We start from the raw sequence: 13,817 nt of genomic DNA, 5'->3' as shown, positions 1-13,817 counted from the left end.
CCCGGTCCGGCGGCGCGGCTCAGCCCGCCCGCCGGACCGGCGCAGTCCCGGGCGCGGCCGGCTCGCCCGGGCCGGTCCGGGAGTTGGCGAGGATGACCGCGAGGCAGCCGACCGCGAGCACCGCCAGCGCGAGGAGCATCGCGGGGTAGCCGACCACCGAGGAGGCGGCCGCGAGCACGGTCGGCAGCAGGAAGCCCGCGTAGGCGGCCGCGTAGTACACGCCGGTGAGCCCGGCCAGGTCGTCGGGGCGGGCGATGCGCTGGATCTCCACCAGCCCGGAGACGATCGCGATGCCGTAGCCCGCGCCCAGCACCAGCGCGCCGACCGGCGCCAGCCACGGTGAGCGGGTCCCGGCGTCCAGCGCGCACACGGCCATGCCCAGCGCCATCAGCACCATGGCGGCCGACATCGCCAGTACCGTCGAGCGCGCGCCCAGCCGCTTGGCGAAGGGCTGCACGAGGGCGCCCGTGCCCAGCGTCAGTACCGTCAGCGCGGTGGCGTACGCCAGACCCCAGTGCCCCACCCGCGCGTCCACGAGCTGGGGCGTCACGGCGTACGCGATGCCCGCGGACCCGAACACCCAGGGGGCCAGGGGCAGGACGACCCGCAGGAAGCGGCGGTGCCCGGCGGCCGGGACCTTCAGGTCGGCCAGCAGTCCGCCGGGCGCCCCCGTCCGCTGCCGCGTCTCGGGAGCCCGGAGCATGACCGCGAGCAGGACGGCCCCGACGGCGACGTGCACCAGGTAGGGCAGTGCGGTGGGCCACGGCCCCCACTGGGCGAGCGCGCCCGCCACGCCGGGGCCGATCCCGAACCCCGCGGTGAGCGCCAGCGAGCTGCGCCGGGCGCCGGCACCGGGGTCGGCGCCCGGGTCGTGGGGTCCCTGCGAGAGCTCCTTCACCCAGCTCGACCCCACGGCCATCGCGATCCCGACGGCGGCGCCGGTCAGCAGCCGCCCCGCGACGAGTGGGACGAGCCCCAGCGAGCCGGCCGCGAGGACCGCGCTGGCCAGCAGTGAGACCGCGGTGCCGGCGATCATCAGCGGCCGGCGCCCCAGGCGGTCGGAGAGCGGCCCGCCGATCAGCAGGCCGGGGATGAGGCCGACGACGTACGCGCCGAGCAGCGCGTCGACGGTCACCGTCGAGTAGCCGTCGGTACGCCGGTACATCAGCAGCAGCGGGGTGAACTGGTTGCCTCCCCAGCCGCACGCGACCAGCCCGGCGGCGGCCTGCCGCCAGCCGGCCGGCCGGCCGGCGCCCCCGGAGCCGTCCAGGGGGCGGGCCGCGGACACGGCGGGGGAGGTGTCGAGGGTGGCGTCGGGGGAGACGGGGCCGGGGGAGACGGCGTCGGGGGAGACGGGGCCGGCGGCGGGGGCGGTCACCTGGGTTGTCCTTTCCGCGCCGCGGAACCCGGGGGAGGGACGGGCACCGCGGGCTCTACGGCCGGGGGTGTGGGGTGGGCGGGCGGGCCCGAGCGGCGGTGGTCGCCGCTGCCCGGGTCAGGGGGCGCCGTCGGGGGCGCCGTCGGCGGGGTACGAGGCCGCGCGACGGGGGCGCGGAGGATCGGTGGCGGGTGGCGGGTGGCGGGTGGGCACGGAGCGTCGGTGTTCGGTGGCGGGGGCTTGCGCGGGGGCGATCGGCCGGTGGCGGGTGGGCGTGGTGGGGGCGTGGCGCGGTCAGCGGGGCGGCGGCGGAGCGGCTCGCACGGTCAGCGGGGGTCGCCGTCGAGGGCGCGGTGGGTGCCGTCGAGATGGCGGCGCAGCGCGGCGGCGAAGGCGGCCTCGTCGCGGGCGGCGATGTGGCGCACCAGCGCCTCGTGCTCCCGGGCGAGCACGCTCAGCCGGTCCGGGCGGGGCCGCAGCGCGTGCACGGCCATCCGCCGCTGCCGGTCGCCGAGGGAGGCGTAGAAGCGTTCGGCGAGGGTGTTGCCGGAGGCGGCGACGATCGCCAGGTGGAACGCCTGGTCGAGGCGGGTGAACGCGTCGACGTCCAGGTCCCGGGCGGGCGCCGCCTGCGCGTCGAGGCGGCCGCGGAGCAGCGCCACCGCGCCGGCGAGCCGTTCGTCGTCCGCCGCCAGCAGCCGGCGCACCGCCGCGCACTCCAGGGCCTCGCGCACCTCCAGCACGTTGGCCGCTTCGTGGGGCGGGACCGGTACCACGACCGCGCCCCGCTTGGGGATCAGCCGCAGCAACTCCTCGCCCTCCAGGCGCAGGAAGGCCGCCCGCACCGGGGTGCGGCTCAGGCCGATCCGGTCGGCGACCTCGACCTCGCTGATCAGGCTGCCGCCGGGCAGGTCGCCGGCGAGGATGCGCTCCTTGGTGTCGGTGTACGCCCGCTCGGCCGCCGAGGCGGGCCGGGGCCGGCCGCCCGCGGCGCTGGAGCCGCTGTCGGGGGCGGCGGCGAGGGCGTCGCCGGGAAGGCGGTTATCCATGCATGCACCCTAGCATGGATACATGTAGGGACCATGAGATTTTCTCCCGGGTGTCCGGGTGTCCGGATGACGAGGTGTGGAGGTGCTCGGCGCCGGGTCAGGCGCCGCCCTCCGCGGCCACGACCCGGGAGCAGTGGACCCGGCCGGACTCGGCCCGGCGGGCGTTGGGCCGCTCGCTGTCGCCGATGAACGCGACCGCCTCCTCCTGGGAGCGCCCGCCGCTCACGTGCCGGTCCAGCAGCCTGCGCTCCCGCAGCGTCCGGGGCGTGTCCACGTACCAGAGGCCGTCGAGCAGGTCGCGGACCTCGCACCAGCCGGCCTGGTCGTCGGCCAGGTAGTTCCCCTCGGTCACGACGAGCCGCGCGGCGACGGGGACCACCAGCCCGGCGGCGACCGGCTCCTCCAGCCGCCGGTCGAACGCGGGCGCGTAGACCGGCCGTTCACGGGGTGTGGCGCGCAGGCGGCGCAGCAGGTGCAGGTAGCCGTCGACGTCGAAGGTCTCCGGGGCGCCCTTGCGCCCGCGCAGCCCGAGCCGGTCCAACTGGGCGTTGGACAGGTGGAAGCCGTCCAGCGGCACGTACGCCGCCGTTTCCGCGCCGAGCCGGTCGTTGACGCCGTCGACCAGCCGCCGCGCGAGCGTCGACTTCCCGGCGGCCGGCGGACCCGCCAACCCGAGCAGCACCCTGCGACCTGGAATGCTGGGCACCATGGCGACCACGTCATCGACGAGCATCCGGTCAGCCTAGGTCAGGCCGGCCCCGTCCGGACCCGGCAGCACCCGGTCGGGTCGGGCCGGGGCGGAGCTTCGCAGCGTCGAGTGGAGAAGACCGTTGTACGAGACGAAGAACCCCCTGCTCACACCGGAGTTGTACGCGTACGTGCTGGAGCACAACCCGCCGCTGAGCCCGGCGCAGCGCGCGCTGGTGGAGGCCACGCACCGCCGGTTCGCGGAGGTCGCGGGGCTGCAGACGGCCCAGGAGCAGGGTCCCCTGCTGGCGTTCCTGGTCCGGCTCACCGGTGCCCGCCGGATCGTGGAGGTCGGCACGTTCACCGGCTTCTCCACGCTGTCGATGGCCGCCGCGCTGCCGGCCGACGGCCGGGTGATCGCCTGCGACGTCTCGGAGGAGTGGACGGCGCTGGGGCGCGCCGCCTGGGCGGACGCCGGGGTCGCGGACCGCGTCGACCTGCGGATCGCCCCCGCGATCGAGACGCTGCGGGCGCTGCCGCGCGACCCGTGGATCGACCTGGCGTTCGTCGACGCCGACAAGGGCTCGTACGTCGACTACTGGGAGGAGTTGGTGCCGCGGATGAAGTCCGGCGGCCTCCTCGTGGTCGACAACACCCTGTACCACGGCGACGTGACCGACCTCGGCAAGGGCGGCGGGGCGGCGGCGATCCGGGCGTTCAACGACCGGGTACGGGCCGACGACCGGGTGGACGACGTGCTGCTCACGGTCGCGGACGGCACGACGCTGGCCCGGAGGCTGTGAGCAGTGCGGCCAGCAGCGGGCGGTAGTGGGCGAAGGGCGGCACCCGGGCGGCCGGGTCCCTCGCCCGCTCGTCCCAGCGGCGCAGCGTCACCGCGTCCCGGGCGTACGGCTCGGATTCGTACGCCCGCGCCTCCGCGACCGTCATCGGGCCGCCCTGGAGCGCGAGGGCGCGCAGCGCCGGTGCGGGGAGCCGGTCGGCGTAGCCGGGTTCGGCGCGGCACAGGTAGCGCCCGGCCGCCGCGTGCAGCCGTACCGGCTCCGTGACGTCGGGCCCGAACCACGCGGCGAGCCGGTCCGCGCCCGTACGGTCCCGCCGGTCGTCGGCGCGCTCCCCGCGGTCGAGGGCGTCGATGCCGTGCAGCAGCGCGGCGGCGACCAGCGCGGGCCGGGCGCCGTCGGCCTCGGCGAGGGCCGCGGCCCGCAGCAGGTGCCCGGCCCGGGTGGGGTCCCCGCCGGCGCCCCGCTCGGCGCCGGCGCCCCCGAACAGCGCTTCCAGCGCGTCGAGCGGGGCGGTGTCCATGCCCGGAAGATGCCACACCCGCGCGGGCCGTCGGCGTCCCCCGGGTTACCTGTGGATGAACGTCGATCGCTCCCGCGGCTCCGGCTACCCTGAGGGCATGCCCCGTTACGAGTACCGCTGCAAGGCGTGCGGCTTCACCTTCGAGATGCGCCGCCCCATGTCCCAGTCCGACGCCCCCGCGCCCTGCCCCCGCGGCCACGCCGACACGGTCAAGCTCCTCTCCACGGTCTCCGTCGCCACCTCGGCCCCGTCCTCTTCCTCCCCCACTCCTGCCTCCGGCGGCGGAGGCGGCTGCTGCGGCGGCGGCTGCTGCGGCTGACGTCCCCGGCCCTCCCCGCGGGTGCGGGGGAACGGCGCGCCCAGCCGTCCACCGGCGGGACGTGGGTGCCCCGGGCGTGCCCGGGGGCGCGGGGAACGGCGCGCTCAGCCGTCCACCGGCGGGTGGTCGCGGGCTCTGGGGGCCGCCCCTTCGGGCGCGTGAGCGCCCCGGGTGTACCCGGGCGTGCCCAGGGGCGCGGGGAACGGCGCGCTCAGCCGTGCACCGGCGGGTGGTCGCGGGGGTTCCCGAGGTGCCCCTTGGTGGCGTGTGGGTGCCCCGGGTAGTCCCGAGGTTCCCCAGGGGCGCGGGGAACGGCGCGCTCAGCCGTCCACCGGCGGGTGGCCGCGGGTGTCCGGGGGCCGCCCCTTCGGGGGCGTGGGTGCCCCGGGTGTACCCGGGCGTGCCCAGGGGCGCGGGGAACGGCGCGCTCAGCCGTCCACCGGCAGGTGGTCGCGGGTGTCCGGGGGCCGCCCCTTCGGGGGCGTGACGGCCGCCCTACCCGCAAGGCGACCCCTACCGCCCCGCCGCGCGGTCCTCCCTGATGTTGGACACCACCCGGTTCGCCGTCTCCCGCACCGCCGCCGTCTCCGTGAGGAACGCCCAGTAGTCCGGGTGCCGTCCCTGCAACGCCCCCACGGCCCGGTCGAGCCGCGCCACCGCCTCGTCGAGCGGCCGCGCGTGCCGGGGCTCGGGCGTACTGCGCCCCTGCATCGCCAGCCGCTGCGCGTCGCGGATCGCGAACCGCGTCTTCTCCACCTCGCCGCTCGGGTCCTTGCTCACCTCGTTGAGCCGGCGCAGCCGCTCCCCGGCGGCGGACACCGCCCCGTCCACCTCGTCCATCTGCGTGCGGACGGTCGCCAGCCGCGCCGTGGCGTCGTTCCAGCGCTGCTCCGCCCGTGCCGAGCGGGCCTCCGCGAGAGCCTGCTCGGCGAGCCGGACCGCCTGCGCGGCCTGGTCCGGCACGTGCTGGAGGTCCTGCCAGCAGGCTGTGGAGAACCGCCGCCGCAGCTCGCTGAGCACGGGCGCGACGCCCTCCGCCCGGGTGCCCAGCGCCTGCACCCGGGTGCGCAGCGACACCAGCCGCTTGTCGATCTCCTTCGCCTGCTCGGGCAGCCGCTCGGCCTCCGCCCTGACCGCCTCCGCGGTGCGCCGCATCTGGTCGGCGCGCCGGACCGTCTCCTGCACCCCGTGCTTGCCCGCGCCCTCGTTGAGCTTGGTCAGCTCCGGGCCGAGCGCGGCGAGCCGGGCCGCCAACTCGTCGGCCTTGAGCCCGGCCGCACGCACCGCGTCCAGCGCCTGGCTCGCCGCGAGCAGCGACTGCTTGGCCCGCTCACGGGCGGGCGCGAGCTGTGCGAGCTGCGTCTCGGCCTTGCCGAGCAGCGGGGCCAGGCCCGCCTTGTACCGTTCGAGCTCCTTCTTCGCGCTGACCAGCTCGTTCTTCGCCTGGGTCAGCTCGGACACGGCGCGGGAGGCCGCCGCGTGGTCCAGGCCGTCGCGGTCGATGTCGTGCGCGTCCACCGTCGCGATGTAGGCGCCGCTGACCCGGTCGATCTTCTCCACGAGGGCCCGGAACCCGTCGAGCGCTTGGCGGGCCTGCGGGGTGTCGTCCACCGCGGAGATCGTCTCTATCGAGATCTCCAGGTCCCGCTGGGCCGTGTCCAGGTCGTAGAACGCCTGGGCCGCGGCGTCCTTCGCCGCCTGGGCCTCCGCACGCAGGTCGTCGCCGCGCCGCCACCACGAGCGTGCCGTCGTCACAGTGACTCTCTCTCCCCGCGTCCGCTGCTCACCGTCGTTCCGCCCCATCCTCCCACCCGCCCGGCCCGAACACACGGCCCCCTTCTCCGCGCCCCCGCCGCCCTACGCCGCCGTACTCCACCGCGCGCCGCCGTACGCCACCGGGCTCCGCCGTACGCCGCCCGCGCCTCCGCGCGCCGCCCGCGGGGACCCGCCCGATCCGCGACGCTTGCCGAGCACGCCCCACCCCGGGGTAATCTGTGTCGTCGCGGACCCAGGGGCGTGTAGCTCAGTGGTAGAGCGCCGCCCTTACAAGGCGGATGTCGGCGGTTCGAAACCGTCCACGCCCACCCAGGTCAAAGCCCCTTCCGACACAGTCGGGAGGGGCTTTCGATCTCGGCATCCCGCAGGGCCGATCTCCTTCCCGGCCGCGCCGGATCCGCGCCCTCCCCCCACCGGCCCGCGACGTGGGGGACCGACCGCGCAGGGAGCGGGCCCTCGCCGGGCGATCCGGCGGGGCCCTTCTTCTGACAGTAGACCGCCTCGCCACCAGCACGGTGACGAGGCGGCGCGCTCGACCGGAAGACGGTGATGGGAGCCGAGAGCGCGACCCGCAGCGTGGGCCTGGACGTGCTGCTGCCGCTCGCTCACGGCCTCGGCATGTCCGTCGCGGAGATGCTCTCGGACTGGCCACCGCCCTGCGGGTGACGGGCCGGTACCGGCGGCTGGACTACCGCTCGCGGTCCTCTTCTCCGCGGAGGAGCATTTCGGACCGCACCCGTGCGATGAGCATGTCCCGCGAGTCCACGAGGGGCGGCTCGGGCGTGGAGTCAGGCGTCGGCTCGTCGGGCTGGGCGTCGGGCATGCGCCTCTCCTGAGGTAGTGGGTGGCCCCGGCGCCGGAACGGTCGCGCCGGGGCGGCCGCCAGACACGGCCCGCCGCGGCTGGCCCCGCCGCGGCGATCAGGGGGTGGATCGGCTCTGGCGCCCCAGGTCCCGACGACCGGCGCCAGAGCCGTCCGCCGCGGATGCGGGCCGCGGCGTCTATGGGGTGGGCCCGACGCCGGGGGACGCGACCGGCGTCGGGCCCTGCCGCCGTACAGGAGGCGGCAGTCGGGTCATCGGCAGGTCTGCCGGTAGGCGGCCCACAGGTCCCCGGCCGTGTTGCACCGCGAGGCGTGGTCGGGGCAGAGCGGGCAGGTCTTGCCGTGGTCCAGGTACGCCCGGTACGAGGCCCCGGCCGCAGCGTCCTGCACCGCCGCGCTGCCCCGCACCAGGGTGAGGGAACTGCGCCCCCCGCCGGCGGTCACCGTCACTCGCCGGTCGGCGCGGGGGCAGGGGTGGGCTCGGTGGGCTCGGTGGTGCAGCCGCCCTTACGGCAGCCAGGGGTGTCACACGACATGGCGATCCTCCTCAGTGAACGTGACGGTCGGCGCCGCCTCGATGTCGCCGCGCAGCTCGATGGTGAGGTCCAAAGGCGCGCCAGCGCGGTGGTACAGCGTGGAGACGAGGACATGCAGACGTCTCCGGCTCTCGCCACTCACCGGCCCCAGCAGAGCCCGGCGCAGCTCGGCGAGCGTGACTTCCAGCGGGCGTCCCGCGAGCCCGGCGCAGAAAACCTCCAGCGTCCGCACCCGCGGCAGCGGCAGCGGATCAGCCAGGAGATCGTGTACGGAAGAGACACTGCGGCTCGGTACCCACGTGTCCTGCATGGCGGCCTCCTGATGAGCTGTCACCAGGAAGGTATGCCCGCCGTGTTTCTCCGATCGAGCCGTGTTTCTCGATGTTTCGAATCCACGCCACCGCGGTTCGGGATGTTCCTCAGGCGACGTCCAGCGCGGCCCGGGCCCGCGAGATCAACCTCGTCGCCGCCGGCCCGTACACCGCAGACGACGCCAGCGCCTCCCACACGCGCACGTACAGCGCCACATCGTCGGCGCCGTCAAGCCACATCTCTGTGTGCCAGTCCTCAACGATCACCAGCCGCTCGTCGTACACCCAGAAGCCATTCGCGGGCGGCAGCTTCGTGCGGGCGGCTAGCGGCACGATGCCCAGCTCCACGGTGTCCAGGCCCACCACGCCCGCCAGCCGGTCGAGCTGCGCCGCCAGGACCGATGGCGTGCACACGCGGACATGCAGGGCACTCTCGCCCATCACGATCCGGTACCGGCGGCCTCTCTCGTACAGCGTGTCCTGTCGCCGCAACCGGGCCCGAACTGCTTCCTCGACGTCGGGCGGGGACTGCTGGAGTTCGGCGTAGGCCCGGAACACCGCACGGGCGTAGTCGGCGGTCTGGAGTACCCCGACCACCATGGCGTCCTCCCAGGCCCGCAGCACCGTGGACCTCTCGTACTCCGCGTTGAGAGCATCCTGCACGGGCCGGTGCCCGGCCACCAACTGCCGGCGCCACGAGCGCTGCGCGGACTCCAGGCCCCGCAGCCGGGCCTTCAACTCCTCGGCGGCTGCAGGCCGTCCGGCACCAGCCGCCCACCGCTCGAGGTCCGGAGGCGTCGCGGTCTGCTTCCCGTTCTCCAGCTTGGACACCTTGGACGGTGCCCACCCGCACGACTCGGCGAGCTGCCGCACGGTCATCTGCGCCTCCCGACGCAGCTCGCGTAGCCGCTCGCCGAGTGCAATACGGCCCTGCTGGAAATCAGTGGTCACTCAGCGGACGGTACCGCCTCGAACTGGTCGAAGGGGATGGCGTGGTGCTCGGCGGCGTCCCGGAGTTGGCAGTAGGCACTCACCTCGACGGGGTTGGTGATGAGGTCGACGCCCACCAGGTCGTCGCCGTCGAAGGCCAGGAGCGCGACCACGCGGGAGTCGAAGATCCAGAAGTCCTCGTCGGGCAGCGCCGCCTCCTGCGCGCGGGCCCGCGGCAGCACGCGGATCGTCTCGCCCACCGCGGTGTTCCGGCGTGCGTTGTCCAGGAGGTAGAGCTGCCCTGGCGTGGCCGGTTCGTCGATGACGCGCACCCGGCCGATGGTCTTGCCGAGCGCGGTCTGCTCGCGGCGCTCGACGCACCACGGGTCGGCGAGGTCCCAGTCGGCACGGCCGTCTTGGAGGAACTGCTGGTAGGTGTCGGTGGCCTCGTCGGAGGCGTATCGGCGCCGGGTTTCCAGGCGCCACGCGGTGTGGCGGAAGGTGGTGAACATGTCGTCGAAGTCGTCGAAGCTGATGGGCTCGCGCGTGGGGATCGTCTCCTTAGGGCCGAAGTTCGCCAGCAGGGCTCGGGGGACGGTGACCGCTGTCTCGTCGTCGGCGAGGTGGCGCAGTTGCGCAAGATCGCTCGCGTCGGCGCGGGGGCCCTGCACGACGTACGTATCAGGGTCAGCCTCGTACAGGGTGGGGCAGCCGTTGTTACCGCTGTTGGTGCCGACGTAGCGGAGCTGGCGGGCCATCTGGACTCCTGGTGTCGGGCCGGCTCGGTGCCGGTCTGTGTGGGCACGGTAGCCCGATGATCAAGAAACACGACAGGGGATCTGATCCGCGCGGCGCACCCGAAATGGGCGACGACGGCCGCGCAGAAACAGCCAGGCGCACGGATGGGACCCGTGCAGCATCCGGCCCGCCCGGACCGGGCGCCGCCCTGCGCCCGAGGCGTGGTGGGACGCGGCCGACCGGATCTTCCGCCAGGAGCGGCCGGAGCGCGGGCGCGACGCGGCCCCGCCGGGAGGGGGAGACTCGGCGGGGCGGCGCGCCCTTTGAGGGTGGGGCCACCATGCACCCCGGCCGGGCGGGAGGCCATACGACAATCAGCGCAGGATCAGGCGCGGCGGTACACCGCGGTGTTCCCCGGGCTGTCCACCCGCACCAGCACGCCGCGCGCCTCCAGCTTCCGCAGCGCCTCGCGGGCCTGCTTCTCGTCGGCGCGGTCCCCGCTGCCCACGCCCACGCCGGCAGCCCGGAGGGCGGCCACCGCGCGTGCGGTGTCCCAGTCCCCGTCCTGGTCGGCGACGTCGCGGGCGAGGGCGTCGGCGTGCGTCGCTGTGCGCACCAGGAGTCGGATCTGCTCTCGGGGCCAGCCGGTGAGGCGGGCGACCTCGGTCTGGCCGCCGCGCTCTGTCTCCTGGAGTACGGCGACGGCTTCGGCTTGCAGGTCTTCGCGGGCCGCGGCGAGTGCGGCTTCGGCGTCTCGGTAGCGCTGGGCGGCGAGCTCCAGCTTGGCGGTGTCCATGCGGGGAGTCTGCCCTCTCCTCGCCCGAGTGGGCAGGCCAACGCTTCGGCGGAAGATGCGCGTCTTCCGGCGGCGGCCCCAGCGCTGTCGCCTGACGGGCGGGCGGGCGCCCGGTTGCACCGCCACGTGCCCAGCAAGCAGCACGCCCCGCTTCGCCTCCGCCTCGCGCGGGCGAGCCGGCGCGCGGGTGGGGGCGGGTGTTGCGCCGCCGCGAAGGGCGTGCAACGGGCGGCGGAGCGGGCCGCCGGCACCCCCTAGCGTCGGGTGCGACGGGAACGACACGAGCACCTGGAGGCATCGACATGCAGCTCGGACCCCTGCGCATGGCAGTCACCGCGACGACCGTCGCCCTGGCGGGCGCGGCCGTCGTGGCGCTCACCGGCGCCCCCGCGTCCGCCTGGACCGGCAGTTACGTCTCCTCGAACAGCGGGCAGGCGTACGTCCGCACCGGGGCCACGCAGAACAGCGCCATCATCGGCATCGCCCCCAACGGCCGCTACGTCGACATGATGTGCTGGCGGGACGGCGACTGGGCGACCGGCAACTACGCGACGAACCGGTGGTTCTACTCCACGGTCCAGTCCAACGGCACGAACAACTGGGTCGGCTTCGTCCACGCGTCCCTCGTGGCGAACCAGACCTCGGTCCCGCAGTGCCCCCTTCGCTCTGAGGCGGTGGGCACGGCGGGGCGGTTGCGTCGTCGGGCCCCGGCGGGGGTCCGGGGTCCGGTGGCGCGGCCGCCCTTGCGGCGGAGCGGGGCCGGGGGCGGGTCAGGAACGGTTGGTGAGCCGGTCGGCCAGTTCCGTCAGGGAGCCGACCCGCAGGTCCGCCGTGAGCGCCACGTCCGGGTCGTCGGCCCACAGGTGGCCCCAGGGCCCGCGGCGCAGGTGCGCGGTGGAAAGGCCCGCGGCAGCGGCGGGGAACGTGTCGTCCTGCGGGTGGTCGCCGACGTACAGCACGTCGTGCGTCTCGCACCCGGCGGCGCCGACCACCTGGGCGAAGAACGCCGGGTCCGGCTTGGCCACCCCCCACTCGCCGGAGGTGGCGACCACGTCGGCGGGCAGGTCGAGGGCGCGCAGCAACTCCGCCGCCCGCGCGGTCTGGTTGCCCGCGACGACCACCCGGTACCCCGCGGCCCGCAGTGCCCCGAGCGCGGGCCGGACGTCCGGGTAGAGGTCCGTCTCGTCCAGGTGCTCGCCCCGCCCGGCGGTCTCCATCGCGGCCTGCGCCGCGGCGACGTCCAGCCCGGGGCGGATCAGCCGGAGCGCGTCCGCGTTGTCCTGGCCGCGGGCGACGACGGCACCCACGAGGGCCGACACCGTGTGGCGGGGGACCCCGAGCCAGTCGGCCCACATCCCCCAGGTCCGGGTGTCGGAGGTGAGGGTCTCGCCGATGTCGAGCGCCACGGTGTGGATCATGCCGGCCAGCGTAGCGAGCGGCGCCGCCCACCCGGGCGCGACGACCCGGTCGCGGTGGCTGTTCCTCGACGGGATCGGTGGCGGGTCGACCGGCCCGCGCGCTCGACCCCCGCTCCCTCGCTTCCCGTCCCCCCGTGCCCTCGTGCCCTCGTCCCCTCGACGCCCTACGCGGCGCCGGCGTGCACGCCCATGCCGCCGGAGACGCGCAGGTTGTCACCCGTGATGTAGCCGGCCGCGTCGGACGCGAGGAAGGCGACGGCTTCGGCGACGTCCGCGGGGGTGCCGACGCGGCCGAGGGGCACGCCCTCGCCCCAGGCGGCGACCGTCTCGGGGGAGATGCCCATCCGGCCGTACACGGGGGTGTCCACCACGCCGGGGCTCACCGCGTTGACCCGGATGCGGCGGGGCGCGAGTTCGACGGCCAGCGCGCGCACCAGGGGCAGCAGGGCGCCCTTGGCGGCGGTCAGCGCGGCGCCGAGCCCCTCGCCGGCGCCGACGGTGAACACCACGGACGCGCCGTCGTTCAGCAGGGGGAGCGCCTTCCGCAGGGTGAAGAAGCCGCCCTTGACGTTGACGTCGAACAGGGCGTCGAAGGCGGCCTCGTCGGTGGTCTCGACGGTGAGGCCGGGGCGGGGCAGGCCCGCGTTGAGGTGGAGCAGGTCGAGGGAGCCCAGGTGCTCGCGCGCCCGCTCGACGGCCCGGTCGATGTCGGCCAGGGACGCGAGGTCGGCCTGCACCGCGGTGACGCCCTGGGGGAGGACGGCGTCGGTGACGTCGTGGAGGCCGGTGACCATCACGCGGTAGCCGCGTGCCGCGAGCAGTTCGGCGGTGGCCCTGCCGATCCCGCTGGTCCCGCCGGTGATGAGTGCTGTCTTCGCTGCCACGGATGTTCTCCTCGCTGGTCGCACGGGGTCTCTCCCGGTTCCCCCGCGCCGGGCGCGGAACGGGAGGGAGGGCGCCGTGCGGGCGCCCGGCCCCGGTTTCCGGCAGCGTACGCCTGACTGGCAGTGACTGCCAAACCTCGTGCGTGTGCCAGGATGGCAGGCCGCGCTAGGCTGAGGGCATGACGCAGGGAGCAGAGGGCGGAGGGGCGGCCACGCTGTGGGACCGCACCCGGCAACTGGCCGCCCAGGAGATCCTCCGGACCGCGCTGCGCCTGTTCGCGCAGCAGGGGTACGACGAGACGACCGTCGCGCAGATCGCCCGCGAGGCCGGCGTCTCCCAGCGCACCCTCTTCCGCTACTTCGGCACCAAGGAAGACCTTCTCGGCAGCGGCGAGGAGCAGTTCGTCACCCTCCTCACGGAGGCCGTCCGCGCACAGCCGGCCGACGCGGACGTCTGGCAGGTGCTGCGCGCCGGGTTCGAGGCGGTGCTCTCGCTCCACACGAGCCCCGGGGAGGCGCTGGAGCGCTTCCGCCTGGTGCACCGCACCGACTCGCTGCGCGCCGCCTACCTCGGGAAGCGGGTACGGCTCCAGGAGGCGGTGCTGCCGCTGCTCGAAGCCAGGCTCGCCCCCTCCGGGATCGGCCGGGGGCAGGCCCGCGCGATCGTCGCGACGGCGTTCGCGTGCTTCGACGCCGCCACCGTCACCTGGCTCGAGGACGACGGGCGCGGCGACGTCCTCGATCTCTACGACCGGGGCCTGGCCGCGCTGGGCAATACGGGTACGGCCCTGCGTCCGGACCCGGGACACCGCGGGGATCCGCCGGACAGGCCCTGAGCGGGGGGTGGTT

General features: G+C 75.3%; 16 protein-coding genes and 1 tRNA gene. 4 read left to right on the top strand and 13 right to left on the bottom strand.

All coding sequences use genetic code 11. From position 1 onward, the window contains the following. Nucleotides 1-19: 19 nt before the first annotated feature. From RVR_RS10050 to RVR_RS10040, 3 genes are all read right to left on the bottom strand, one after another. Entirely contained in the window at nucleotides 20-1,378 is a 1,359-nt protein-coding gene (locus RVR_RS10050; protein WP_272933070.1) for an MFS transporter, read from the bottom strand. 326 nt (nucleotides 1,379-1,704) lie between these two features. After that, on the bottom strand, nucleotides 1,705-2,427 hold the full coding sequence (locus RVR_RS10045) for a GntR family transcriptional regulator (protein ID WP_202233510.1): 723 nt from the start codon (nucleotides 2,425-2,427) through the stop codon (nucleotides 1,705-1,707). Nucleotides 2,428-2,524: 97 nt separating this feature from the next. Then, nucleotides 2,525-3,160, bottom strand: coding sequence for a nucleoside/nucleotide kinase family protein (locus tag RVR_RS10040; RefSeq protein WP_202233509.1), 636 nt, complete (start codon nucleotides 3,158-3,160; stop codon nucleotides 2,525-2,527). A 97-nt stretch (nucleotides 3,161-3,257) separates the two neighbouring features. On the opposite strand from RVR_RS10040, the gene RVR_RS10035 reads away from it, so the two are divergent. Beyond that, nucleotides 3,258-3,917: an O-methyltransferase gene (locus RVR_RS10035; protein ID WP_202233508.1), complete on the top strand. Its 660-nt coding sequence runs from the start codon at nucleotides 3,258-3,260 to the stop codon at nucleotides 3,915-3,917. Here RVR_RS10035 and RVR_RS10030 read toward each other — a convergent pair. Next, nucleotides 3,877-4,437, bottom strand: coding sequence for an HD domain-containing protein (locus tag RVR_RS10030; RefSeq protein WP_202233507.1), 561 nt, complete (start codon nucleotides 4,435-4,437; stop codon nucleotides 3,877-3,879). The two genes, RVR_RS10035 and RVR_RS10030, sit on opposite strands and share 41 nt — an antisense overlap. A 97-nt stretch (nucleotides 4,438-4,534) precedes the next feature. Here RVR_RS10030 and RVR_RS10025 point away from each other — a divergent pair, with 97 nt between their 5' ends. Continuing rightward, nucleotides 4,535-4,756: an FmdB family zinc ribbon protein gene (locus RVR_RS10025; RefSeq protein ID WP_202233506.1), complete on the top strand. Its 222-nt coding sequence runs from the start codon at nucleotides 4,535-4,537 to the stop codon at nucleotides 4,754-4,756. A gap of 513 nt (nucleotides 4,757-5,269) precedes the next feature. Here the strand turns inward: RVR_RS10025 and RVR_RS10020 are convergent. Further along, complete coding sequence (locus RVR_RS10020; RefSeq protein ID WP_202233505.1) at nucleotides 5,270-6,559, bottom strand: coiled-coil domain-containing protein; 1,290 nt, start codon at nucleotides 6,557-6,559, stop codon at nucleotides 5,270-5,272. Between the two features lie 209 nt (nucleotides 6,560-6,768). Here RVR_RS10020 and RVR_RS10015 point away from each other — a divergent pair. Further along, a tRNA-Val gene (locus RVR_RS10015) sits at nucleotides 6,769-6,840 on the top strand. A gap of 380 nt (nucleotides 6,841-7,220) precedes the next feature. Here RVR_RS10015 and RVR_RS38580 read toward each other — a convergent pair. The 8 genes from RVR_RS38580 to RVR_RS09980 form a co-directional block, all read right to left on the bottom strand. After that, nucleotides 7,221-7,355: a hypothetical protein gene (locus RVR_RS38580; protein ID WP_272933069.1), complete on the bottom strand. Its 135-nt coding sequence runs from the start codon at nucleotides 7,353-7,355 to the stop codon at nucleotides 7,221-7,223. Nucleotides 7,356-7,607: 252 nt separating this feature from the next. Continuing rightward, nucleotides 7,608-7,799: a hypothetical protein gene (locus RVR_RS10010; RefSeq protein ID WP_202233504.1), complete on the bottom strand. Its 192-nt coding sequence runs from the start codon at nucleotides 7,797-7,799 to the stop codon at nucleotides 7,608-7,610. Between the two features lie 81 nt (nucleotides 7,800-7,880). After that, nucleotides 7,881-8,201, bottom strand: a complete 321-nt coding sequence (locus RVR_RS10005; protein WP_202233503.1) for a hypothetical protein — start codon at nucleotides 8,199-8,201, stop codon at nucleotides 7,881-7,883. Between the two features lie 109 nt (nucleotides 8,202-8,310). Beyond that, a complete protein-coding gene (locus tag RVR_RS10000; RefSeq protein WP_202233502.1) occupies nucleotides 8,311-9,153 on the bottom strand; it encodes a helix-turn-helix domain-containing protein in 843 nt (280 codons plus the stop codon). Continuing rightward, nucleotides 9,150-9,890, bottom strand: coding sequence for a DUF6879 family protein (locus tag RVR_RS09995; RefSeq protein ID WP_202233501.1), 741 nt, complete (start codon nucleotides 9,888-9,890; stop codon nucleotides 9,150-9,152). The genes RVR_RS10000 and RVR_RS09995 overlap by 4 nt, the downstream gene beginning before the upstream one ends. Before the next feature lie 365 nt (nucleotides 9,891-10,255). Next, the gene (locus RVR_RS37460; RefSeq protein ID WP_237404666.1) at nucleotides 10,256-10,666 is read right to left on the bottom strand and encodes a hypothetical protein; all 411 of its coding nucleotides are present in this window, start codon (nucleotides 10,664-10,666) and stop codon (nucleotides 10,256-10,258) included. Between the two features lie 770 nt (nucleotides 10,667-11,436). Further along, on the bottom strand, nucleotides 11,437-12,084 hold the full coding sequence (locus RVR_RS09985) for an HAD family hydrolase (RefSeq protein ID WP_202233500.1): 648 nt from the start codon (nucleotides 12,082-12,084) through the stop codon (nucleotides 11,437-11,439). Between the two features lie 164 nt (nucleotides 12,085-12,248). Then, nucleotides 12,249-12,968, bottom strand: coding sequence for an SDR family NAD(P)-dependent oxidoreductase (locus RVR_RS09980; RefSeq protein ID WP_202233499.1), 720 nt, complete (start codon nucleotides 12,966-12,968; stop codon nucleotides 12,249-12,251). 179 nt (nucleotides 12,969-13,147) lie between these two features. On the opposite strand from RVR_RS09980, the gene RVR_RS09975 reads away from it, so the two are divergent. Next, nucleotides 13,148-13,804: a TetR/AcrR family transcriptional regulator gene (locus RVR_RS09975; protein ID WP_202233498.1), complete on the top strand. Its 657-nt coding sequence runs from the start codon at nucleotides 13,148-13,150 to the stop codon at nucleotides 13,802-13,804. Nucleotides 13,805-13,817 lie beyond the last annotated feature (13 nt).

It is taken from the genome of Streptomyces sp. SN-593 (assembly GCF_016756395.1).
Taxonomy (GTDB): domain Bacteria; phylum Actinomycetota; class Actinomycetes; order Streptomycetales; family Streptomycetaceae; genus Actinacidiphila; species Actinacidiphila reveromycinica.
This window is presented reverse-complemented; position numbering and strand designations above follow the sequence as displayed.

Excerpts from the sequence above, each read along its gene's own strand:
- RVR_RS10045 (WP_202233510.1), bottom strand. The coding sequence starts at position 2,427 with ATGGATAACCGCCTTCCCGGCGACGCCCTCGCCGCCGCCCCCGACAGC.
- RVR_RS10040 (WP_202233509.1), bottom strand. The coding sequence starts at position 3,160 with ATGCTCGTCGATGACGTGGTCGCCATGGTGCCCAGCATTCCAGGTCGC.
- RVR_RS10030 (WP_202233507.1), bottom strand. The coding sequence starts at position 4,437 with ATGGACACCGCCCCGCTCGACGCGCTGGAAGCGCTGTTCGGGGGCGCC.
- RVR_RS10025 (WP_202233506.1), top strand. The coding sequence starts at position 4,535 with ATGCCCCGTTACGAGTACCGCTGCAAGGCGTGCGGCTTCACCTTCGAG.
- RVR_RS10020 (WP_202233505.1), bottom strand. The coding sequence starts at position 6,559 with ATGGGGCGGAACGACGGTGAGCAGCGGACGCGGGGAGAGAGAGTCACT.
- RVR_RS38580 (WP_272933069.1), bottom strand. The coding sequence starts at position 7,355 with ATGCCCGACGCCCAGCCCGACGAGCCGACGCCTGACTCCACGCCCGAG.
- RVR_RS10005 (WP_202233503.1), bottom strand. The coding sequence starts at position 8,201 with ATGCAGGACACGTGGGTACCGAGCCGCAGTGTCTCTTCCGTACACGAT.
- RVR_RS09995 (WP_202233501.1), bottom strand. The coding sequence starts at position 9,890 with ATGGCCCGCCAGCTCCGCTACGTCGGCACCAACAGCGGTAACAACGGC.
- RVR_RS37460 (WP_237404666.1), bottom strand. The coding sequence starts at position 10,666 with ATGGACACCGCCAAGCTGGAGCTCGCCGCCCAGCGCTACCGAGACGCC.
- RVR_RS09985 (WP_202233500.1), bottom strand. The coding sequence starts at position 12,084 with ATGATCCACACCGTGGCGCTCGACATCGGCGAGACCCTCACCTCCGAC.
- RVR_RS09975 (WP_202233498.1), top strand. The coding sequence starts at position 13,148 with ATGACGCAGGGAGCAGAGGGCGGAGGGGCGGCCACGCTGTGGGACCGC.